A 19,244-nucleotide genomic window follows, 5' to 3' on the forward strand; every position below is an offset into this window, starting at 1 on the left:
GAAGAAAAAAATATTGGTTTGAAGGATCTTATCATATGAATTTTTGGGAACCTGAAATAGAACGCAATTTTTATGGACCAATGGCCAATGAAGTAGCCCAAAGGAACTGGTTTCAATAATTTTAATGTTCTGTTGGGATCACAATCCTTCCCTATCCGCTGCAGCTACCTAACCTACAGCCAGCAATGCTCAACATATCATTGAAATATATAAACAACAAAGAGTAATTTCATTACCTAGAAAAAATATTTTACTAAACTTTCGTTATGGAATCTACCACACCAAATTGGCAGCCGGCCAGTCTTGAAAATAATATTTTAAAACTTGTACCACTTCAGGAATCTGATTTTGAAGCATTGTTTGAAGTTGCCGCTGACCCACTGATCTGGGAACAGCACCCAACCAAAGACCGATATAAAAAAGAAGTATTTCAACTCTTTTTTGACGGTGCCCTGGCAAGTAAAACTTCTTTTTTAATCATTGATAAAGTAAGCGGTAAACTTATCGGTTCTACCCGTTATTACGATTACAGACCGGAACAATCCAGCATTGCTGTTGGCTATACATTTTTAAACAGAGCTTACTGGGGAAGTGCATACAACAAAGCATGCAAGAAGCTGCTGCTGGATTATGCTTTTCAATTCGTAGAGAAAGTATATTTCCATATTGGCGCCAACAACATCCGTTCACAAAAAGCAATTCTGAATATTGGTGCTGCCAAAACCGGTGACGTGGATTTCGATTATTACGGAAAAAAATTACTACACTATGAATATGCGATCAACAAAGCAGAGTGGACAAACCAACAGATTGTATAATCAATTAAGTCAATATAAACCTATTTGTAATCATAATGCCTTTTAAAAAAATATTCCAGAAAATGAACTAATAGGTTATCGTCTTTTTGACTTTACCTTTCTTGTTGTAATATGTCCAGGTGCCGATAGGTAAATTGTTAGACATATTCCCTTTTGCTTCCATGTATCCCTTCTCTGAATAATACACCGCCGGCCCTTCCTGCAGGCCGTTTACATAGGTACAAACCTCTTCCAGCTTACCGTTGATATAATAAAATTTCCATTCACCTTCAGGTAGCCCATTGATATAAGAACCTACAGATTTTATCGTTCCGTTTTCATGGTATGCATGCCATACACCTTTATAAGCGCCATAAGAATAAATTCCGGCACGCTTTAACTGACCGTTGCTATGATAATACCAGGCGCTGTCCTGCTCCATTCCATGCGACCATTGTTCTTTCGACACAATATGATTCAGAGTATCATAATAAATCGCCAAACCATTTAATTCATTTTCGCTATAATGTTCAATAGCGGAAATGTTTCCATTCGGATAATAAAATTTCCATTCACCGTCCTTCTGTCCGTTCTTGTTTACACCATACGCCTTTAGTTTTCCGTGTACATAATATTCTTTAATGGAATCATACTTCTGTGCAGAAGCCATGATTCCGATAAAACCAAACAGCAATACGATCAGGAATGTTTTCATCTATTCTTCGTCTTCTTCATCAACTTCGGTATTTTCAATACGAACGAGTTTTCCTTGTTCGTAGTATTTCCAGATGCCAACTAATTCATCATCCTTGTAATCACCTTCAGCCTCAAGCAAACCCAGGTCATCGTAGAATCTCCAGTGTCCCTGGCGCAGACCGGCAACCATCTCACCGTCGCCGGATAAATAGCCGTTGCTATGGTAGTACTTCCATTTCCCGTCAGGCAAGCCATCTTTGAAATTCCCTTCTGCCGAAACTTTGCCGTTCGAATGATAGCTTTTCAAAATTCCATTTCCATCCTTGAAAGAACCTTTTGCCAATTTTGCTCCGGTCATGGAAGTAATATCACTCACCGACATTAAGCGTCCATGCTCATACACTTCTTCAGACATCAGGATACCATTACTCCAGTAATTTTTCCATTTTCCTTCTTCCAGTCCGTCTTCGTAGCTACCTTCAGAAGCAAGCTTCCCATTTGGATGGTATTCTTTCCACGCTCCAACTTCACTGCCCATTACATAAGAACCTTCCAGCTGCATGCGGCCGGTTTCGTAATAGATCTTCCATGGACCATCTTCATATCCCTGAACAAAATTTCCATCCATGGATAGTTTACCGTTTTCAAAATAACTCTTCCACGCACCTTCTTTCAAGCCATCTACATAATATCCTTCAGATGTCTTTTTCCCGTTCGGATAATAATCGATCCACAAACCAACCGGCTTGCCGTGTTCGTATTCACCTCTGGAAGCGAGCGTATCATTATCATAATGCTCCAGCCATTCTCCTTCTTTCAATCCTTTTACATAATACCCTTCGCTGAATACTTTACCGTTCGCATGATATTCAAACCAAACACTGTCTTCGAGGCCATTCTTATAAGAACCATACACCAGGATCGTACCATCTGTTCTGAATTGCTTGTATGTACCATTTTCTACATCGTGCTCATATGTCGTGAGCGCGGCCAATGTACCCGAAGGATAATATTCTTTCATCATGGCTTCCTGTAAGCCATTTTCATAATAGATCTCAGCCTTGATGAAACCATTTTCATAATAACTCGTTGCCAAGCCATTTTCCAGTCCGTCTTTAAAGGGTATATCCATCATCAAAGCACCTTTTGGATAATAAATATTCCGTGTCCCGTTTCCATCCTTCAGCGATCCTGCATCAAGTGCTACGCCTGCTTCTGAATAAAATTCAGGTGCAGCCATTAGTTTATCTGCGCTCCAGATCTCCACGCTCTTTTTAGACCCTGTTGCATTCTCATAAAAATAAGTCCAGGTACCGTCTGCCTTACCGGCTTTATAATTCCCCGAAAATAATTTTACACCTGTGTCTGAATAATCTTCAAACAACCCATTTTCAAGACTGTCGGTATAATGCGATAAAGACTGAATCTTTCCGGATTCGAAATAATGTTTCCATTCACCATCCATTACACCATGTGTGTATGTGCCCGTAATCTTAGGTTTGCCATCCAGATAATTCCACACAACTGGGCCTTCAATCTTACCATTCACATAATTTGCCTTATGATATAAAACACCTGTTGCATAATATTCTTTCCACTCACCTTTACGAACTCCGGCTTCATATACACCATCAATCTTGATCTGCTTGTTCGGATAATATTCTTTCCACGCACCATCTTTTACATCCAGCTTATACGTACCATCAATCGATGGCTTACCGTTGGCATAAAATTCTTTGTATACACCGTTTCTTTTACCACCCATAAATGTTGCCTGCACAGCCAGCTGTCCGTTGTTGTAAAACTCTTTCCAGTCACCTTCTTCCAGGCCATTAGCGTAATTTCCCTGCAAGGAAATTTTTCCATTCGGATGGTAATTGATTACAGAACCATTGAATTTGTTTTTGCTGTAATTTTCTTCGGCTTCAATCTTACCGGAAGAATAGTAGCTCTTCCACAAGCCTTCACGCTTACCATTCACCAGGTTGCCTTCAGCTTTTACTACTTTGGTATTCTCGTAATATTCTTTGGTAATCTGTGCCTGACCGGCAAATACGATACAGAAAAATAACAGGAATAAATATCGGTGCATATGTGATACAGTTAAATCTGATTTATTAATGAGTAAAATACAAAAAAACCATGAGTTTACAATAGTTAAACGTCTGTGAAACATTGAACGATGCCAATGTGGATACTTTCTGAAACCAACCAGCAGTATGCCAGAGCTATTGTAATATTCAATCATTTGATTGAAGCTGTATTCTACTTCAACACATCTGTATCCTTAACTTAACAATCGATAAAAAATAATTTCGAAATTGGTCGACCCAGCTAAAAGCCTTTACTTTGAAGGATTTTTAATTGAGTTATGAAGTTTTTTATGTTGCTGGTATTTTTTTCGCCGGCTTTTTTTATGCAGCTATGCCATGCACAGGATTTCACGTCAGGTGCCCGAACAAGGGCCTTGGGGAGCGCCTGCATTGCCGATACAAACGCATGGTCTTTGTTTACCAATCCGGCTGGAATGGCGCATAACAAAACAGCTTCTGTTTTAGTAAGCGACGAATACCTGTATGGCATAAAAGAAATAAAATCCATCACTGCTGGTTTATCTCTACCAGTGAAAAAGGAATTCATCATGGGGATAAGTTTTATGAAACAGGGTTATACCTGGTTCAACGATCAGCAGTTGGGAATTCACGCGGCTCATGCCCGCGGTCCGTATGCGTTGGGCATCAGCTTTATCTTATGGCAACGCGTTGCAGGAGAAACATTCCGGGCCACCTATCCCCTCCTAAACATTGGTGGCACTATGTCGGTCAACAAAAGTCTTCAGCTGGGTTTACACATCATGAATGTGAGCAACACACAAAACGAACTGCAAAATATTCCATTAAAAATTCAGGGCGGCTTGCTGTATAAAATCTCAAAAGAAATTTTGCTGTATGCAGACCTCTCCAGACAAAGTAATTCCGATGTAAAATTTCATTCAGGTATAGAATACAAAATTCACAAATATTTTTTACTCCGTTGTGGTATACAAACCAATCCGATGAAACTGAATGGCGGACTGGGTTTCATTGCTAAATCTATCCGCATCGATTACAGTATCAGTTACCAGAATCCGCTTGGTTACAGGCACCAGCTTTCCGCATTGATTTTCATTCATAAAAAGAAATGAAATATTTTTTCCTGCTTGCCAACATCTGGTTGATCTTATTTCATTCATCCGCGCAATCGCTCGAAGATTCCGGCATCATAGAAAATTTATCCGCCAATGAAGATGTTATTGAAAACAATTCAGAAGCAGCAGAAAATTTAGCGATGCTGACTAAAAATCCCTTTGACCTGAACAAAGCTGATGAATCCATATTACTGAGCGTTGGTTTTTTGAAAGAAATTCAGATCCAGGAAATACTGGTTTACAAAAATACTTACGGACCGCTCATCAATATCTACGAGCTGCAGACACTACCTTCCATGAATGAACAGACTTTCTTATGGATCAAAAGCTGTTTTACTGTGCAGGAAACCATTTCGGATCCCAGATTATTGAAAAATATTGTTGGAAAAGAACAGAGCATGTTGTTGCTGCGCTATGGCGCTGCACCTGCTTCTGTACCGAAAGAATGGCTTGGCAGCGGCGATAAGGCTTCTATCCGCTTCCAGACTTTTATTCCAAATAAAATGCGTTTTGGATTCAGCCTGGAAAAAGATGCCGGCGAACAACTGCACTGGAATACAGCCAAGAATCAATACCTGTTCGATAACATCAATGTCTACCTGCATTATATCCCCGGAGGCAAATGGAAACATGTAACGCTGGGCACCCAACGTCTGCAATTCGGACAAGGGGTATTAATGGGAGCCGGATTTTATGCCGGTAAAGGATCTGAAACCATTACCACACTCCGCAAGGCCGGCCGCGCAATTATCCCTGTCGGCGGTACAACTGAATACGGACGGCTGTTTGGCATCAGCAGTACTTATCAGCTCACCAGACGCATTTCCGTTACGGGCTTTTATTCACGGACCAAAGAAGATGCTTCTGTAGATACGCTCACAGACAATGAATCTTTTATTCAATCCATCTCTGAAACCGGCTATCACCGTACTGCAGCCGAGCTTGCCAAACGTAAAACCATCACGGTACAGCTCGCTGGTTGCCATCTGCGGTATGAGCGCAGAGGATTTTCTTTAGGAGCCACCTGTATCCATCGTGAATTGTCAACAAGCCTGATGCCTGCTCAATCATACTATAATCAATTTTATATTTCGGGAAAACAATTCACGGGTACATCCATAGATCTGCAATGGAATCATCAGAATCTATTGTTCTTTAATGAAACTGCTATTACCGGCACTGGCGGAAAAGCATTGATGGCAGGACTTATGGTGGCATTAAACCGGAAAGCAGACATTTCCTTTTTGTACCGCAACTATGGTAAATCGTACGTGAGTCCGTATGCACAGGCCTTTGGCGAATCCAGCGGCGTATCTAATGAGAAAGGTTTTTACATCGGTTTTAAACTTCGACCTAAAAAAGAATGGAGCATACATACCTATATCGATGTATTTGTATTTCCCTGGCTGAAATACCGCGTACATACACCTTCTTCAGGTGATGAATGTTTTATAAAAGCTGAATACAAACCCAGCAAGAGAACAACTATGTACATACAATACCGCAGGGAACAGAAGATGTGGGACATCAGCAGCACACAACTCACAGAGCCCGCAGTAAGACAAACCACCATTATTTATTTTGAACATAAAATTTCAATGACCGTTACGCTACGCACGCGCATCCAGTGGGGCAGCTATGAAATCAATAACATGATTTCGAGAGGAAACTTATTTGCGCAGGATATTATCTACAAACAACGTAAATATCAATGTACCCTGCGCTGGATGTGGTACGATGTAGACGACTACAATGCCCGTCAGTATGCTTATGAGCCGGATGTGCCTTATAGTTTTTATATTCCTGCTTACACAGGTAAAGCCGTGCATCCATTCATCATCATCAAATACAATCTATTCAACAACATGGATTGCTGGTTCAAGTTCGGGCTGACAAAGCCAATGGTTCAGGGCGGAATCAATGACGTAGCTTTTTCTACAAAAACTCTTTATACCGGTACATGGCAGGTACGGTGGACATTTTAGTTAAATTCCAAATAACAAAAAACAAATCCCAAACGGAAGAAATAGTACAAATATGAAAGCTTAATACAAGGCGACATTTCTAAACAAAAACAATATACTTTGCCTGTGAATTTTATACTTTCCGTTTGGAATTTATTTTTTGTTATTTGGAATTTGCCACCCGTTGTTCGTACTTGCATCTGAAATAACCCATCCATGTCTACCAACTATTACGATCTGCTTGAAATACCAAGGACTGCTACTGTCCAGCAGATCCGTAAGGCTTATCGTTCCAAGGCAAAGGTCTATCATCCGGATATAAACATGCAATCAAATGCACATATGCATTTTTTAATTCTTACGCAGGCTTATGAAACTCTGATGGATCCGAATAAAAGACATATATATGACATGGCGCTGATTTCAAATTCAGAGCACCTGCTGACTTACGAACAATGGAAAGAAGTTGAAAAAAGAAAACAGCAGGAAGATGAGGAACTTGCCTATGCTGATTTTCTGAAACGCAAAAAAGCTTTTCAACAATCCGTATATTTTAAACCTGCGCGGGTTGCTTTTTATATTGTTCCTATACTCAGTTATCTGTTCAGCATCAGCATTCTTTTATTCTGCGCCTGGATCATGTGGAGTTACCATCCGGTATTCTTTTTTGTATTTCTTCCCGTTTTATGTCTTTCCGTCTATTTAATTTTCGCAACGCCCAAATGGCTGAATGAAGCTAAAAAGTATTTCTAATATTTTTAGCAATTACTATATTTTTTAGTAATTTTATGAAACGCAATCAGAAAATTTCCGGCACTTATTGAAAAAAATAATCAGTTCTACAGCAACTGTTTTATCGGATCAACTTCGCTTAAAGAAATCTGATTCTCAAACCCGATAAACCCAGAATTCCTATGGAAGAACATTCAGACTTTATAAAAGGCAGAGGTGCGCAAATGCAGGCCAAAAGCCGTTTCCATGCACAGGAAATTGTTCAGGAACATATGGAAGGTATTGATGACATCAACGACATCAATACCCCTACTCAGTTCTTTTATGAACATTCCAGGCAGATCGTAAATAAGGTTGACAGTCCGGATATCGGTCTTGCCTATTCCATGAACCCATACCAGGGCTGCGAGCATGGCTGTATTTACTGTTACGCCCGAAACACGCATGAATACTGGGGATACAATGCGGGTCTTGATTTCGAAAAGAAGATCATTGTAAAAAGAAATGCCGCAAGTGTGCTTGCCAAAACCTTTGAAAAACCAAACTGGGAAGTACGACCAATCATGTTTTCAGGGAACACGGATTGTTACCAGCCTATTGAGCGTAAACTGCAGATTACACGCAATATGCTGCAGGTAATTGCGCAATACAAACATCCTGTTGGCATGATCACCAAGAACCATCTGATCACACGCGACATTGATATTTTAAAAGAACTTGCGGCACAACAGCTGGTGCATGTGAGTATCTCTATTACATCAGCAAGAGATGAGATCCGGCAAAAGCTTGAACCACGTGCTTCTGCTATTTCACAACGGTTAAAAACCGTTGAAGCACTGGCCAAGGAAGATATTCCGGTGAATGTGATGATCGCTCCTATTATACCAGGCATCAACCACCATGAGATTCCACAGATCATGAAACTCATTGCAGATGCAGGCGCATCGTCTGCAGCGTATACTATTGTGCGTCTGAATGGCGCCATCGGTGGTGTATTTGAAGACTGGGTCCGCAAGGCTTATCCCGACCGGGCAGACAAAGTATTGAACCAGATCAAAGAGTGCCACGGTGGCTCATTAAATGACAGTCGTTTCGGAACACGCATGCGCGGCGAAGGCAACATCGCTACAATTGTAAAAGATCTGTTTGTTGTGTCGAAAAAAAAATATTTATCCGGAAGGTCTTATCCACCGTTGCGTACAGATCTGTTTATGCGGAACAACAAAGGACAGTTAGGATTATTTTAAACGAAAGGCTGGTTATAAAAAAGCATCAACAACTGTCGAAACCGTTGCGCCAACATTGGCTGTCCCATTCAAAAAACGCAGATAGCAATTAGATGAAGAGGCACCACCTGCACTTGTGCAGCCAATCGTAACAACAATTTTATAAGTCCCCGGCCATACATTCGGAACCAACAGCTGTACCGTATTCGGCGGGAATGTATAAGAACCGACACCCTGCACATCTACCTGATAATATTCCGTAGACAGCATCCCGTTATTGGAATGCACATTAAAAATCAACGAACCCTGGCTAATACTTGTACCAGGTCCATCCTGATAATAATTATACGTTAAACCATTTGGTTTTACTGTTCCATTGTTATTCACATTTCCTTTATAGCAGGAAACGAACAGAGCTAAAAAGCCTGCCAATAAGAAAACACAAAAAAGTTTTTTATGGATTCCTGCAATCATGATTGCGCTACCGGTTATGATGATCTTCTGGTTATCTGTAAAACAGTCGTTAAAGATAACGAATTCTTATGAGAAGAATTACACAACAATTTAAACAGGAAGATCCCGCCCACAGCGGGATCTTCCTGTTTAAAAATTGAATTAATTGAATTTATAGTTTAATAAATTTGGTTCTATATAATTGCTCATCCTTGGAAACCACAATAAAATATAATCCATTTGAAAGATTACCATCTAAATCAATTGTATTACTATCAACATGACCTGAAAATATCAGTTGATTATTGCTATTAAATATTTCATAATAAGAACCATTTAAATTGTTTTGTTTTAATATAATTTTTTTGTCCAAAACAGGATTGGGATATATTACCAAATTTTCATTTTCTAAATTTTGATTATTATTGATTGATGTTGTAACCGGATCTGGATTTGGATCTGGATCTGGATTTGGATCCGGATCAGTAACAGGTCTTGGCGTAATTGTACATCCGCTCTGAGTCGGAGTAACAGTTACAATACCTAAATTCACATCATCATATGCATCATATATGTATTTAGGTAATTCAAGGTCTTCAACGCACCAGCAATTGGCGCCTAGTTTAAAATTATACATACTCTTAGAATAAATACCATATGTGTTTCCGCAAATGATATTATTATAAATACCAGAGTTTATAATTTGATATGGATATGATGAAATAATCAATCCAGAAGCATTGTATTCGATTCGACAATTTGTTATAGTACCAACAGGATAAATCTGAATTCCCATTTCATTATCGTGAATATAGCAATTATTAATTATGGCCCATGCAGCTATCGCAGACCTGCACTTCAAAAATTCACAGTTTTCTATCATTGCATTTTCAGGGCCTTCATGTACTCGAATACCTACTTCATGATTATTAAAAATACAATTTTCCACCTTTAATTTATCTGTTTCGCCAATTCCAAGAAGATTATCTTTAAAAACACAATCAGTAACTTCAATCTGATTATCTCCCGCAGAAGCAATCCCTTGAATAACGCAATTATTATTTTTAAATAAAGAGTTTTTTAATTCGATGACTAAATCATTTCTATCATTATATAAACTAAATAACAAATTTGCATTTTGAGCATTTAAGTATTTACCAAATACTTTCCCTCCTTGCCCACAATCAATTCTAAAACCTGTCCAGCTCATCTTTGCCTGACCGGGTATAATGTTTAATGCCGATAAATAGATACTATCATTTAAAGTTCCATTAAAATTAACTTGTCCTCTTATTTGAAATGAATAATTGCTTCCAAATTTAATTTCAACTCCAGACTCAACAGTTAACTTCACATCGGGAAACAATGTAACATCGCCATTAATAATATATGGGCTATTTGCTTTCGTCCATGTTTGATCTGAAAATATGCCCCCTTTAAATTCGGTGGATGCAAATACATTGTTCAACAAAAAAAATGTACTAAACAGAATGAATATTTTTTTCATGATTGTTACTATGATTTGCCTTTTATTTATCTATATAAAAAGGCAAGAAAAATTCGTTATATATGAATTCTTCTTGCCTTTTATAATGTAAGAATTTTAACAAGAACAATGCTTACATCGCGCTTGGGATCTGCTCTAATTTTAATGCTTCTTCACCATTTTTAAATGATTTCCGAGGCTTTAAGTTCAGTACCTGGAACATCTCTTTATCGGCATTTACTTCCGGATTTGGAGTTGTAAGCAAGGTATCACCAGCGAAGATCGAATTGGCACCAGCTAAGAAACACAATGCCTGCTCTTCTGTGCTCATACGTATGCGGCCTGCAGATAAACGCACCATTGCTTTAGGCATCACAATACGTGCCGTAGCGATCATACGTACCATTTCCCAGATAGAAACACGTGGCTGGTCTTCCAGCGGTGTTCCTTCCACAGGTACCAATGCATTTACTGGTACCGATTCAGGATGTTGTTCCATTGTTGCCAGTGTGTGCAACATGCCAACACGGTCGCCATGACTTTCACCCATACCAATGATACCACCTGAGCAAACAGAAATCTTTGCTTTACGCACATGGTTTAATGTATCCAGACGATCGTCGTATGTTCTTGTAGAAATAATTTTGTCGTAATGCTCTTCGCTTGTATCCAGGTTGTGATTGTATGCATACAAACCAGCATCTTTCAGCTTTTCAGCCTGTTCAGGTGTTAACATACCAAGCGTACAGCAAACTTCCATACCCATTGTGCTCACACCTTTCACCATGTCAAGTACTTTATCAAAATCCCTGTTGTCACGAACCTCTCTCCATGCAGCACCCATGCAGAAACGTGTACTTCCCGATTCTTTTGCTTTCAAAGCAGAATTCAAAACTTCCTGCACTTCCATCAGCTTTTCTACCTTTACACCAGTATGGTAACGGGCAGCCTGCGGGCAATAAGAACAATCTTCAGGACAACCGCCTGTTTTAATTGATAATAAGGTACAAACCTGTACTTCCTGAGGATCATGAAATTCACGGTGCACAGTAGCACCACGATACATTAAATCCAATATTGGGCTATTATAGATTTCTGAAATCTCTTCTTTTGTCCAGTTATTGCGAATTTCTGTCATTCCTTATGCTTAAGATATCTGCAAATATACACATTATTGCTTGTTGTAAGCACTTTTATTGGCCTTCCAAAAGCTAAGTATTTAATAGTGAATGAATAATATTTACAGTTCAATTTATTTAATTTCCATGAAGTAAGGGATTCTTGCCTGAACACCCTGATATTTAGGCAAAGACTGCAGCGTTTTAAAATGCGCATAGAAGGCTCCGAATGTTTTCATCTGAGTTTCTTCCTCACCTGTTATAGAATTAAAGAATTCGATCCATTCCTGATTTTTCTGCTCCGGATAGTAAGTAACATCGTCTGCAGAAACAGCTGCTGCTTTTGACGCAATCTCAATAGCCTTATCCATGCCACCGAATACATCAACCAGATGAATACCCAACGCATCTTTGCCGGCCCATACCCTGCCTGATGCATGTGTTTCGATTTCTTCAGCAGTTGTATGTCTGCCTTCCGCAGCTTTACGAATAAATGTTTCATAAATGGAATTTACTTCATTCTGAATAATCATGCGTTCTGCGTCTGTAACCGGTCTTGTAAGCGAACCAATATCAGAATACAAACCTGTTTTTTCGCGATCAGTACTGATTCCCAATTTATCATTCAGCAATTCTTCTGTATTCATTAATAAACCGAATACACCGATCGACCCTGTAATGGTTGCGGGAGAAGCAACGATAGTATCGCAGGCCATGGCGATATAATAACCTCCTGATGCTGCCACTTCACCCATGGAAGCAATTACAGGTTTTACCTGACGGGTCAATACAATTTCTCTCCAGATTACGTCTGAAGCAAGTGCACTGCCTCCGGGTGAGTTTACACGAAGCACAACAGCTTTCACATCTTTATCTTCACGTAATTTGCGCAGCTCTTCGCACAAACTTTCTGAGCCGATAGTTTCGCTATCCCCCTTACCTGATTGAATTTCACCATTAGCAAACAATACAGCTATGTGAGGTTTATCTGTTGCAGGCTTTTTTTCCGGAGCCAATTTTTCAAGTTTCTTATAGGAGACAAATGAAATTTCCTGGTCTGCATCCAGCTTCAGCCGTGTTCTTACAGAAGCAAGCATAGAATCATAATATGCCACATGCGTGATCAATCCAAAGGCCTTTGCATCTGTTGCATTCCGAACCAGCATGGAATCAGAAATATTCTTCAATGTTTCAACGGGAATTTTTCTGGACACAGAAATATCTTCAAGCATAACACTGTACAAAGAATTGATATATAATTTAATCTGTTCGCGGTCTTCGCTGCTCATGTGGTCATTGATCAACGGCTCAATGGCACTTTTAAATTTCCCTACCCGGAACACTTCAGTCTTTACGCCAACCTTACTCAAGAGATTTTTAAAATACAGTGTATTCACGCCAATGCCATTAAACTCAAGCATACCGGATTCTGGCAGGTAGATTTCATCGGCTACGGAAGCCAGGTAGTAAGCAGCTTCTGGGTATACTTCCCCATATGCATAAATAAACTTGCCCGTTTTCTTAAAGGCAACAAGTTCATCACGCAGTTCTTTCCATGAAGCAATACCTGCGCTGGCAAATTTCATTTCAAGAACAATCCCTTTTATTTTATCATTTGCGGCAGCTTCCTTAATGGCTTTCTTCACCTGCAGCAAACCAATTTTGGAAGATCCCCGGGGATCAAAAATTCCTGCAAATAGTTTATCAGATTCACGTTCGATAATCTGGTTATCCAGTGTGATCTTCAATACAGAGGACTCTTTCAGTACAACAGATGAATCTTCTTTGCCTGACGATAACGTAACAAGAAGAATGATGATACCGATTATAGTAAACAATAAAAAGCCAACAATGACTGCCAGCACCTGTTTGATAAAATTCATAGAACTTAGATGGTTATATAGATCAAATATACAAAACTTGGGTTTAGGAAACGCCGGCGTTCAACGATATTTTGAATATCAATGCTCCTCTATATTAAGTCGTACATAGGTTGGAATTATTGTACAACATTGAACGAATACTATTCCGAAATATTAAAAATGGCACCTCAACATTATGTATCTTTGCTGAAACATGAACAATCAGGAATTACATACACTGGTGCTGCTGCTTGGAAGTAACCTGGGAAACAGGAGATCTCTTCTGGCACAGGCAGCAGAAAAAATCAATGCACAGCTTGGCAGCATTTCAAAAGCTTCTTCTCTTTATGAAACAAAATCATGGGGGCTGGAAGAACAACCGGATTTTCTGAATCAGGTGCTGATCTGCCATACAGCTAAAAATGCTGCAGAGGCGTTGCATCATTGCTTGTCAATAGAAAAAGAACTGGGCAGAGACCGGAAAGTAAAATGGGGAAGCCGCAGCATTGATATAGATATACTTTATTTTGATGATGAAATCGTTGCCACGGAGACATTAAAAATTCCGCACCCGTTTCTGCATAAGCGCAGGTTTACTCTGGTACCGTTGGTAGAAGTCATGCCGGACTTCGTACACCCGGTGCTTAACTTTTCAAATAAAGAACTGCTGGAAAGATGTGAGGATACATTGGAAGTAAGTTTATTAAATTCCAAATAACAAAAAACAAATTCCAAACGGAGAGAATATACGTCCCCTCTGTTTGGAATTTGTTTTTTGGATTTTGTTTTTTTTAAATGGATGCTACTTCTGCGCTTGCTTCAATCTTCTTCACAAGACCTTGTAACACTTTACCCGGGCCACATTCAACAAAAGAAGTCGCACCGTCTTTTACCATATTTTGTACAGACTGGGTCCAGCGTACAGGAGCAGTCAGTTGAGCGATCAGGTTTGTTTTAATCACTTCAATATCTGTAGAAGGTGCAGCATTAACATTTTGGTATACTGCACAAGACGGCTTACCAAATGTTGTATTTTTAATAGCTTCTTCCAATTCAACGCGTGCAGGCTCCATCAAAGGGGAATGAAAAGCGCCGCCTACAGGCAATACCAATGCACGTTTAGCACCGGCAGCTTTCATCAGTTCACATGCTTTTTCAATACCTTTTACACTGCCGGAGATCACCAATTGACCGGGGCAGTTATAGTTTGCAGCAACTACAACTTCGTCTTTAATAGAAGCACAGATCTCCTCTACTTTTTCATCTGCCAGGGCAAGTACTGCAGCCATCGTACCTGGTACAAGTTCACAAGCTTTCTGCATAGCCATTGCACGTTTTGAAACCAGTTTCAAACCATCTGCAAAAGATAATGTACCGTTAGCAACAAGAGCAGAGAACTCGCCTAAAGAATGTCCTGCAACCATTTCCGGTGCGAATGTTTCGCTGATTTTTGCAAGTATAACCGAGTGAATAAATATAGCAGGTTGAGTTACGTTCGTTTGTTTTAATTCTTCATCTGTACCTGTAAACATTACTTTCGTAATATCAAATCCAAGGATATCGTTTGCCTGAAGAAATAATTCTTTTGCTTTCGCAGAATTTTCAAAAAGGTCTTTACCCATTCCTGAAAATTGAGATCCCTGACCCGGGAAAACGTATGCTTTCATAGTTTTTTCTTAATGTTTAACGAAGTGTAAGGAACAAAACTATTTCTTTATTTATTCATTTGCAAGGTGAAAGCCTGGGACGGAATACAGAGTACTGAGTACGAAGTACTTTATACTCTGTACTTCGTACTTCTTATAAAAATCGTTCCCTCATTTCGGGTGTCGGAACCCTGCAGGTATCCATCTTTCCAAACCATTTGTACCTGTTCCTCGCAACCATGTTATATACAAGATCACGTAGAAAACCAGGAACAATAATGGCTACGTAACATAAAGGCCAGAGTCCGTTGAGTTGCTTTGCAATTTCAAGAGCGGCCCGTGAACGTTTATACAATATGTTTCCGCGGATCACTTTAATCGTATCAATTACGTCAGGATCTTCGCCATGTTTGATCAACAATTCCCGGGCAATGGGAGATTGTAAAGGAGCGAAAACAAATTTCTTTTCCGGATCATGATCCATGATAAAGTTAACGGTGTTATTGCAAAAATGGCACACACCATCAAACAAAACCAATGTTTGCTCCTCACCTATTTTGCTGTCAGAATCTGAAGCCATCCTTTTAAGTTTTTAACTTCATCTTCCTCTTTCAATCTGCCATAAAAATGTACTTCAGCCAGGTAATAATAAATACCATCTGAAAGCGGACCTTTCTCTGTTTTTCCATCCCAGTTGATGTTCGGGTCAGTATCTTTATAATATACAAGACCTCCCCAGCGGTTATATACATAATAGCGCACAAAGGACGCTCCGCGTGGAATCGGGAACGGTTGAATCAGATCATTCTTTCCGTCATTATTTACAGTAAGTAAATTCGGCAGTTCATAAAACACACAATCATCCACACAAACCCTGGGTCCTTTCGGTCCTTCCAGTCCGGAGGTATTGGTAGCGGATACTGTAAAGCAGCCTGCTGTAGTCTGATGGTTCACATAGGTATATGTAGTATCTGTTGTTTGCTTCAACAGACTCATATTGTCCGATTCATGTCTGGAGAAATATACATTGTAATGATCAAAGGTATTGCAGGTTGCAGCCATCAGATCTGTCCAGTTCAATACATCCTGAAATACTGTCAGATCACCGTTGCATCCATTCACGGTCAATACAGGCGGATCAAGCTGTCGATCATCGGTAGGTACTACAGAATCAATGGCAGATGTAGCTGTAGCAATGTCTGTTAAGAGTTTATCACAATAGTGTCCGAACTGTTTTACATAATAATACACCGTATCACAATTCTGAACAGTTTTATCTGTATAAGAAACATCGGAATCACTCATCGATGCAAGCTTTACAAACGGATCCGTATTGACCTTCCTGTAAACGTGCACGGAATCAACAATCCATGGCTGTGTATACTTCCATTTAAGCGTTGCTGTTGCATTACCGGCTGTTGCTGATAAATCGAATGTCGAAATCCAGGCTGTTACCTTGCCATTATTTAATAATTTAAGACGGTATGAATAGATAACATTTTTCGTATCAAGATTCACGTCTGTGTAAGAAGTTGCATCTGTCAGCGTAGCAACCGGAATAAATGAAGTTGGGTTTTCGCCTTCGCCTCGTTCAAGGTCATATGTAAAGGGAGCTGAAACACTTCCTGAAGTAGGTGCATACCATGTTAATGAAATTTTACCGGTTGTAGCAGATGTTTCAATAACATCAATAGAATTCATAACCGGGATGTCCATTGCCAGAGAAGCGCATACCTGATCGGATGGAATACTTTCTCCATAACCTGGTGCAGGATATTCTGCCACCAGCATATAACAATAAGATTTTCCTTTACCTAACCCCGCACCTTTATCATTATCAATAAAACTTGTCTGCGTAGCGGGCACGGAACCAATCAATGTATAACCGGCCAGCGGACCGGTCTTGCAAGGATCTGTACTTGGTGCAACAGAGTCGCAATCAATTCTGTAAATATTAATTTTTTCTGCTTTATTGCTGCATGTATACAGCGGCCAGTTCAGGGTTATGAAATCAAATCCGGAAGTAGTGGTAATACCACTGATCTTAGGACCTTTCACATAAATAAGCCAGGATTGAATATCAACAAGCACTGGTGTACGGAATTCATCTGTTGCTTTAAAGACCACCTGGTATGGCTGCTTCCGCACATGCGTACATGAAGTCTGCCATTTAAATGTTCCGCTTGGATTGGCAGTAGACTGATTAGCAATTGAGAATGTTGCCGGACTGGTAACCGTATAAGGTTGACCGTATGTTTCTAAAAGTACCGCATCATGATCCACATCGGTTGCAGAAACAAATGCCTGCAGGAATTTACCGGCTTCGATACAAGTATCTTTAGGCATGCTCAGCTTTGGCGGGTTGTTGACTGTTTCCAGAATTTCCACCTGCATGTCACGAACAATATAACCGATCTTGCGGCCGAATCTCCATTCGGTGATTTTCATGGCGATGTTATAATATCTTGGTGGAGTTCCGTAATTACTGGGAGCATTCCATACCAGATCACCCGTGGCTGGATCCAGTGTCAGAAAAGCCGGACCGCCGAGTGTACTCTGTCCGCCGAAGATCGGAGAACCCGGATAGTTATAGCCAGAGACAGGTGTTTTATATGCACTTTGCGCCGGAATCAATTCATAGGAAAGGCTGTCTCCATCGGGATCATAAGCCCCGGGATTATGAGTAAATATTTTACCGACGGCACCAAAATCAATTGGTGGTACGGTCATAACCGGACTATCGTTGAGCCCGAATAAAGGATTTACCTGGAGCTGCATCTCCACATAAAAAGCTACATTGGTTGAACCCGGAATATTCTGAACATTGGAGTTACGGTTTTGATCCCGCATCCGTACAATATATGTGCTGGCCCCGTTGAAAGTATGATTTACAACAAATACATTTTTGGTGGTATTATTCCCTACGTCAACTTTAATGCTCCTGTTCACTGTTGCCTGAGAACCATCTCCGAATTCAATGATCACCGATGGTGGGTCTACCGTTGTTCCGTTCGTATTATAATAAAGTGTAAGAGTGATTTCGTAATCAAGAGAACTGTTTGAAGTACGTTTTGCAGAAAATTCGCCTGCTTTAATATGTGTAGAGTAACCCGAAATGCTGAAAAAAAGCATTAGTAAAACTACGTACGTAAAATCTCTTATAAATTTATTTTTTTCCATGCCCGGACAAAACAATGAAAGACAGTTTGTTGTTCTTCATATAACGCAAAAAACTTAATTTAGAATACATCCAAATAATAATTTAGGTTGCATCATTTCAAGTCTGAAGTTAACTTTGGCAAGATAATAAAAAACATTTATCGAACAGGTAAAATAAAAGGATTAAAGATGAGTTGGTTTACACAAACAATTTTCTCTACCAGTGTGGGTAGAAAAGTGATCATGGCCCTTACAGGGCTGTTTTTATGTACCTTTTTAGCGGTGCATTTAGCAGGTAACTTACAGTTGCTGCATAATGATGGCGGACAGGCATTTAACTTGTATACCAAGTTCATGACTTCCAATCCCTTAATCAAAACAATATCTTATGTAAACTTTGCATTCATCCTTGGGCACGTAGTTTGGGGTGCTTACCTAACAATCCAAAACAAAAAAGCACGTCCTGTAGGTTATGCATACAATGACCCGGGCAAAACAAGTTCTGTCTCTTCCCGCTGGATGGGCGTTTTAGGAACAATGATCCTGATCTTTTTGCTGATCCACTTAAAAGACTTTAAAATGGCTTATATGGGTTTGACTGAAGAATTACCAATGGTTACATACACATTAGAAAATGGTGAAAGTGTAACTGTTAAAAATATGTATGAAGAGGTGGAACACGAATTTCACGAGCCGCTTGTAGTAGGTATTTATACGCTTGCTATGGTTGCACTGGCATTCCACTTATACCATGGCTTCCAGAGTGCATTCCAATCATTAGGCTTAAGACATCCGAAATACACGCCAGTAATCAAAGCTGTAGGCTTTGTATTCTGGGGACTTATTCCACTGGGCTTTGCCATAATCCCGCTTATATTCTTCTTCTGTCCAACAATATTAAAATAAACCCTCTGTTAT

Annotated in this window: 16 protein-coding genes; 7 read left to right on the forward strand and 9 right to left on the reverse strand. The window is 39.7% G+C overall.

Going from position 1 to position 19,244, the window contains the following annotated elements; all coding sequences use genetic code 11:
• The first annotated feature begins 266 nt into the window (after positions 1-266).
• Positions 267-818, forward strand: coding sequence for a GNAT family N-acetyltransferase (locus tag ACTHJT_RS11230; RefSeq protein WP_440238172.1), 552 nt, complete (start codon positions 267-269; stop codon positions 816-818).
• A gap of 67 nt (positions 819-885) precedes the next feature.
• Here ACTHJT_RS11230 and ACTHJT_RS11235 read toward each other — a convergent pair whose 3' ends face one another.
• Positions 886-1,512 (reverse strand): toxin-antitoxin system YwqK family antitoxin, encoded by a 627-nt coding sequence (locus ACTHJT_RS11235; RefSeq protein WP_440238174.1) that lies wholly within the window; start codon positions 1,510-1,512, stop codon positions 886-888.
• A complete protein-coding gene (locus tag ACTHJT_RS11240) occupies positions 1,513-3,585 on the reverse strand; it encodes a toxin-antitoxin system YwqK family antitoxin (RefSeq protein ID WP_440238176.1) in 2,073 nt (690 codons plus the stop codon).
• Positions 3,586-3,876: 291 nt separating this feature from the next.
• On the opposite strand from ACTHJT_RS11240, the gene ACTHJT_RS11245 reads away from it, so the two are divergent.
• The 4 genes from ACTHJT_RS11245 to ACTHJT_RS11260 all read left to right on the forward strand — a co-directional run bounded on the left by ACTHJT_RS11245 (position 3,877) and on the right by ACTHJT_RS11260 (position 8,623).
• Complete coding sequence (locus ACTHJT_RS11245) at positions 3,877-4,677, forward strand: hypothetical protein (RefSeq protein ID WP_440238178.1); 801 nt, start codon at positions 3,877-3,879, stop codon at positions 4,675-4,677.
• Positions 4,674-6,665, forward strand: a complete 1,992-nt coding sequence (locus tag ACTHJT_RS11250; protein WP_440238180.1) for a hypothetical protein — start codon at positions 4,674-4,676, stop codon at positions 6,663-6,665. The genes ACTHJT_RS11245 and ACTHJT_RS11250 overlap by 4 nt, the downstream gene beginning before the upstream one ends.
• A 195-nt stretch (positions 6,666-6,860) precedes the next feature.
• Positions 6,861-7,397: a J domain-containing protein gene (locus ACTHJT_RS11255; protein ID WP_440238182.1), complete on the forward strand. Its 537-nt coding sequence runs from the start codon at positions 6,861-6,863 to the stop codon at positions 7,395-7,397.
• A 161-nt stretch (positions 7,398-7,558) separates the two neighbouring features.
• Positions 7,559-8,623 carry a PA0069 family radical SAM protein gene (locus ACTHJT_RS11260; RefSeq protein WP_440238186.1) on the forward strand — a complete coding sequence of 355 codons (1,065 nt, stop codon included), beginning with the start codon at positions 7,559-7,561 and terminating at the stop codon, positions 8,621-8,623.
• Positions 8,624-8,635: 12 nt separating this feature from the next.
• Here the strand turns inward: ACTHJT_RS11260 and ACTHJT_RS11265 are convergent, their stop codons facing one another.
• From ACTHJT_RS11265 to sppA, 4 genes are all read right to left on the reverse strand, one after another.
• A complete protein-coding gene (locus tag ACTHJT_RS11265) occupies positions 8,636-9,076 on the reverse strand; it encodes a hypothetical protein (protein WP_440238188.1) in 441 nt (146 codons plus the stop codon).
• Positions 9,077-9,227: 151 nt separating this feature from the next.
• On the reverse strand, positions 9,228-10,562 hold the full coding sequence (locus ACTHJT_RS11270) for a T9SS type A sorting domain-containing protein (RefSeq protein WP_440238190.1): 1,335 nt from the start codon (positions 10,560-10,562) through the stop codon (positions 9,228-9,230).
• A gap of 112 nt (positions 10,563-10,674) precedes the next feature.
• A complete protein-coding gene (gene bioB / locus ACTHJT_RS11275; RefSeq protein WP_440238192.1) occupies positions 10,675-11,679 on the reverse strand; it encodes a biotin synthase BioB in 1,005 nt (334 codons plus the stop codon).
• Between the two features lie 114 nt (positions 11,680-11,793).
• Complete coding sequence (gene sppA / locus ACTHJT_RS11280) at positions 11,794-13,542, reverse strand: signal peptide peptidase SppA (RefSeq protein WP_440238194.1); 1,749 nt, start codon at positions 13,540-13,542, stop codon at positions 11,794-11,796.
• Positions 13,543-13,735: 193 nt separating this feature from the next.
• Between sppA and folK the strand changes: the two genes are divergently transcribed.
• Positions 13,736-14,239, forward strand: a complete 504-nt coding sequence (gene folK / locus ACTHJT_RS11285) for a 2-amino-4-hydroxy-6-hydroxymethyldihydropteridine diphosphokinase (protein WP_440238196.1) — start codon at positions 13,736-13,738, stop codon at positions 14,237-14,239.
• A 73-nt stretch (positions 14,240-14,312) separates the two neighbouring features.
• On the opposite strand, the gene fabD is transcribed toward folK, so the two are convergent.
• From fabD to ACTHJT_RS11300, 3 genes are all read right to left on the reverse strand, one after another.
• The gene (gene fabD, locus ACTHJT_RS11290) at positions 14,313-15,188 is read right to left on the reverse strand and encodes an ACP S-malonyltransferase (protein ID WP_440238198.1); all 876 of its coding nucleotides are present in this window, start codon (positions 15,186-15,188) and stop codon (positions 14,313-14,315) included.
• Between the two features lie 133 nt (positions 15,189-15,321).
• Positions 15,322-15,747 carry a thiol-disulfide oxidoreductase DCC family protein gene (locus ACTHJT_RS11295; RefSeq protein ID WP_440238200.1) on the reverse strand — a complete coding sequence of 142 codons (426 nt, stop codon included), beginning with the start codon at positions 15,745-15,747 and terminating at the stop codon, positions 15,322-15,324.
• Positions 15,720-18,299, reverse strand: a complete 2,580-nt coding sequence (locus tag ACTHJT_RS11300) for a gliding motility-associated C-terminal domain-containing protein (RefSeq protein WP_440238202.1) — start codon at positions 18,297-18,299, stop codon at positions 15,720-15,722. Before ACTHJT_RS11300 ends, ACTHJT_RS11295 begins: the two co-directional genes overlap by 28 nt.
• A 216-nt stretch (positions 18,300-18,515) precedes the next feature.
• On the opposite strand from ACTHJT_RS11300, the gene ACTHJT_RS11305 reads away from it, so the two are divergent.
• Positions 18,516-19,232 carry a succinate dehydrogenase cytochrome b subunit gene (locus ACTHJT_RS11305; RefSeq protein ID WP_440238203.1) on the forward strand — a complete coding sequence of 239 codons (717 nt, stop codon included), beginning with the start codon at positions 18,516-18,518 and terminating at the stop codon, positions 19,230-19,232.
• The last annotated feature ends 12 nt before the right edge of the window (positions 19,233-19,244 follow it).

This window comes from Cytophaga sp. (genome assembly GCF_051961495.1).
Lineage (GTDB): Bacteria > Bacteroidota > Bacteroidia > Cytophagales > Cytophagaceae > Cytophaga.

What these genes read in the sequence shown, in the direction of transcription:
- ACTHJT_RS11230 (WP_440238172.1), top strand. Translation starts at nt 267, where the DNA reads ATGGAATCTACCACACCAAATTGGCAGCCGGCCAGTCTTGAAAATAAT.
- ACTHJT_RS11235 (WP_440238174.1), bottom strand. Translation starts at nt 1,512, where the DNA reads ATGAAAACATTCCTGATCGTATTGCTGTTTGGTTTTATCGGAATCATG.
- ACTHJT_RS11240 (WP_440238176.1), bottom strand. Translation starts at nt 3,585, where the DNA reads ATGCACCGATATTTATTCCTGTTATTTTTCTGTATCGTATTTGCCGGT.
- ACTHJT_RS11245 (WP_440238178.1), top strand. Translation starts at nt 3,877, where the DNA reads ATGTTGCTGGTATTTTTTTCGCCGGCTTTTTTTATGCAGCTATGCCAT.
- ACTHJT_RS11250 (WP_440238180.1), top strand. Translation starts at nt 4,674, where the DNA reads ATGAAATATTTTTTCCTGCTTGCCAACATCTGGTTGATCTTATTTCAT.
- ACTHJT_RS11255 (WP_440238182.1), top strand. Translation starts at nt 6,861, where the DNA reads ATGTCTACCAACTATTACGATCTGCTTGAAATACCAAGGACTGCTACT.
- ACTHJT_RS11260 (WP_440238186.1), top strand. Translation starts at nt 7,559, where the DNA reads ATGGAAGAACATTCAGACTTTATAAAAGGCAGAGGTGCGCAAATGCAG.
- ACTHJT_RS11265 (WP_440238188.1), bottom strand. Translation starts at nt 9,076, where the DNA reads ATGATTGCAGGAATCCATAAAAAACTTTTTTGTGTTTTCTTATTGGCA.
- ACTHJT_RS11270 (WP_440238190.1), bottom strand. Translation starts at nt 10,562, where the DNA reads ATGAAAAAAATATTCATTCTGTTTAGTACATTTTTTTTGTTGAACAAT.
- bioB (WP_440238192.1), bottom strand. Translation starts at nt 11,679, where the DNA reads ATGACAGAAATTCGCAATAACTGGACAAAAGAAGAGATTTCAGAAATC.
- sppA (WP_440238194.1), bottom strand. Translation starts at nt 13,542, where the DNA reads ATGAATTTTATCAAACAGGTGCTGGCAGTCATTGTTGGCTTTTTATTG.
- folK (WP_440238196.1), top strand. Translation starts at nt 13,736, where the DNA reads ATGAACAATCAGGAATTACATACACTGGTGCTGCTGCTTGGAAGTAAC.
- fabD (WP_440238198.1), bottom strand. Translation starts at nt 15,188, where the DNA reads ATGAAAGCATACGTTTTCCCGGGTCAGGGATCTCAATTTTCAGGAATG.
- ACTHJT_RS11295 (WP_440238200.1), bottom strand. Translation starts at nt 15,747, where the DNA reads ATGGCTTCAGATTCTGACAGCAAAATAGGTGAGGAGCAAACATTGGTT.
- ACTHJT_RS11300 (WP_440238202.1), bottom strand. Translation starts at nt 18,299, where the DNA reads ATGCTTTTTTTCAGCATTTCGGGTTACTCTACACATATTAAAGCAGGC.
- ACTHJT_RS11305 (WP_440238203.1), top strand. Translation starts at nt 18,516, where the DNA reads ATGAGTTGGTTTACACAAACAATTTTCTCTACCAGTGTGGGTAGAAAA.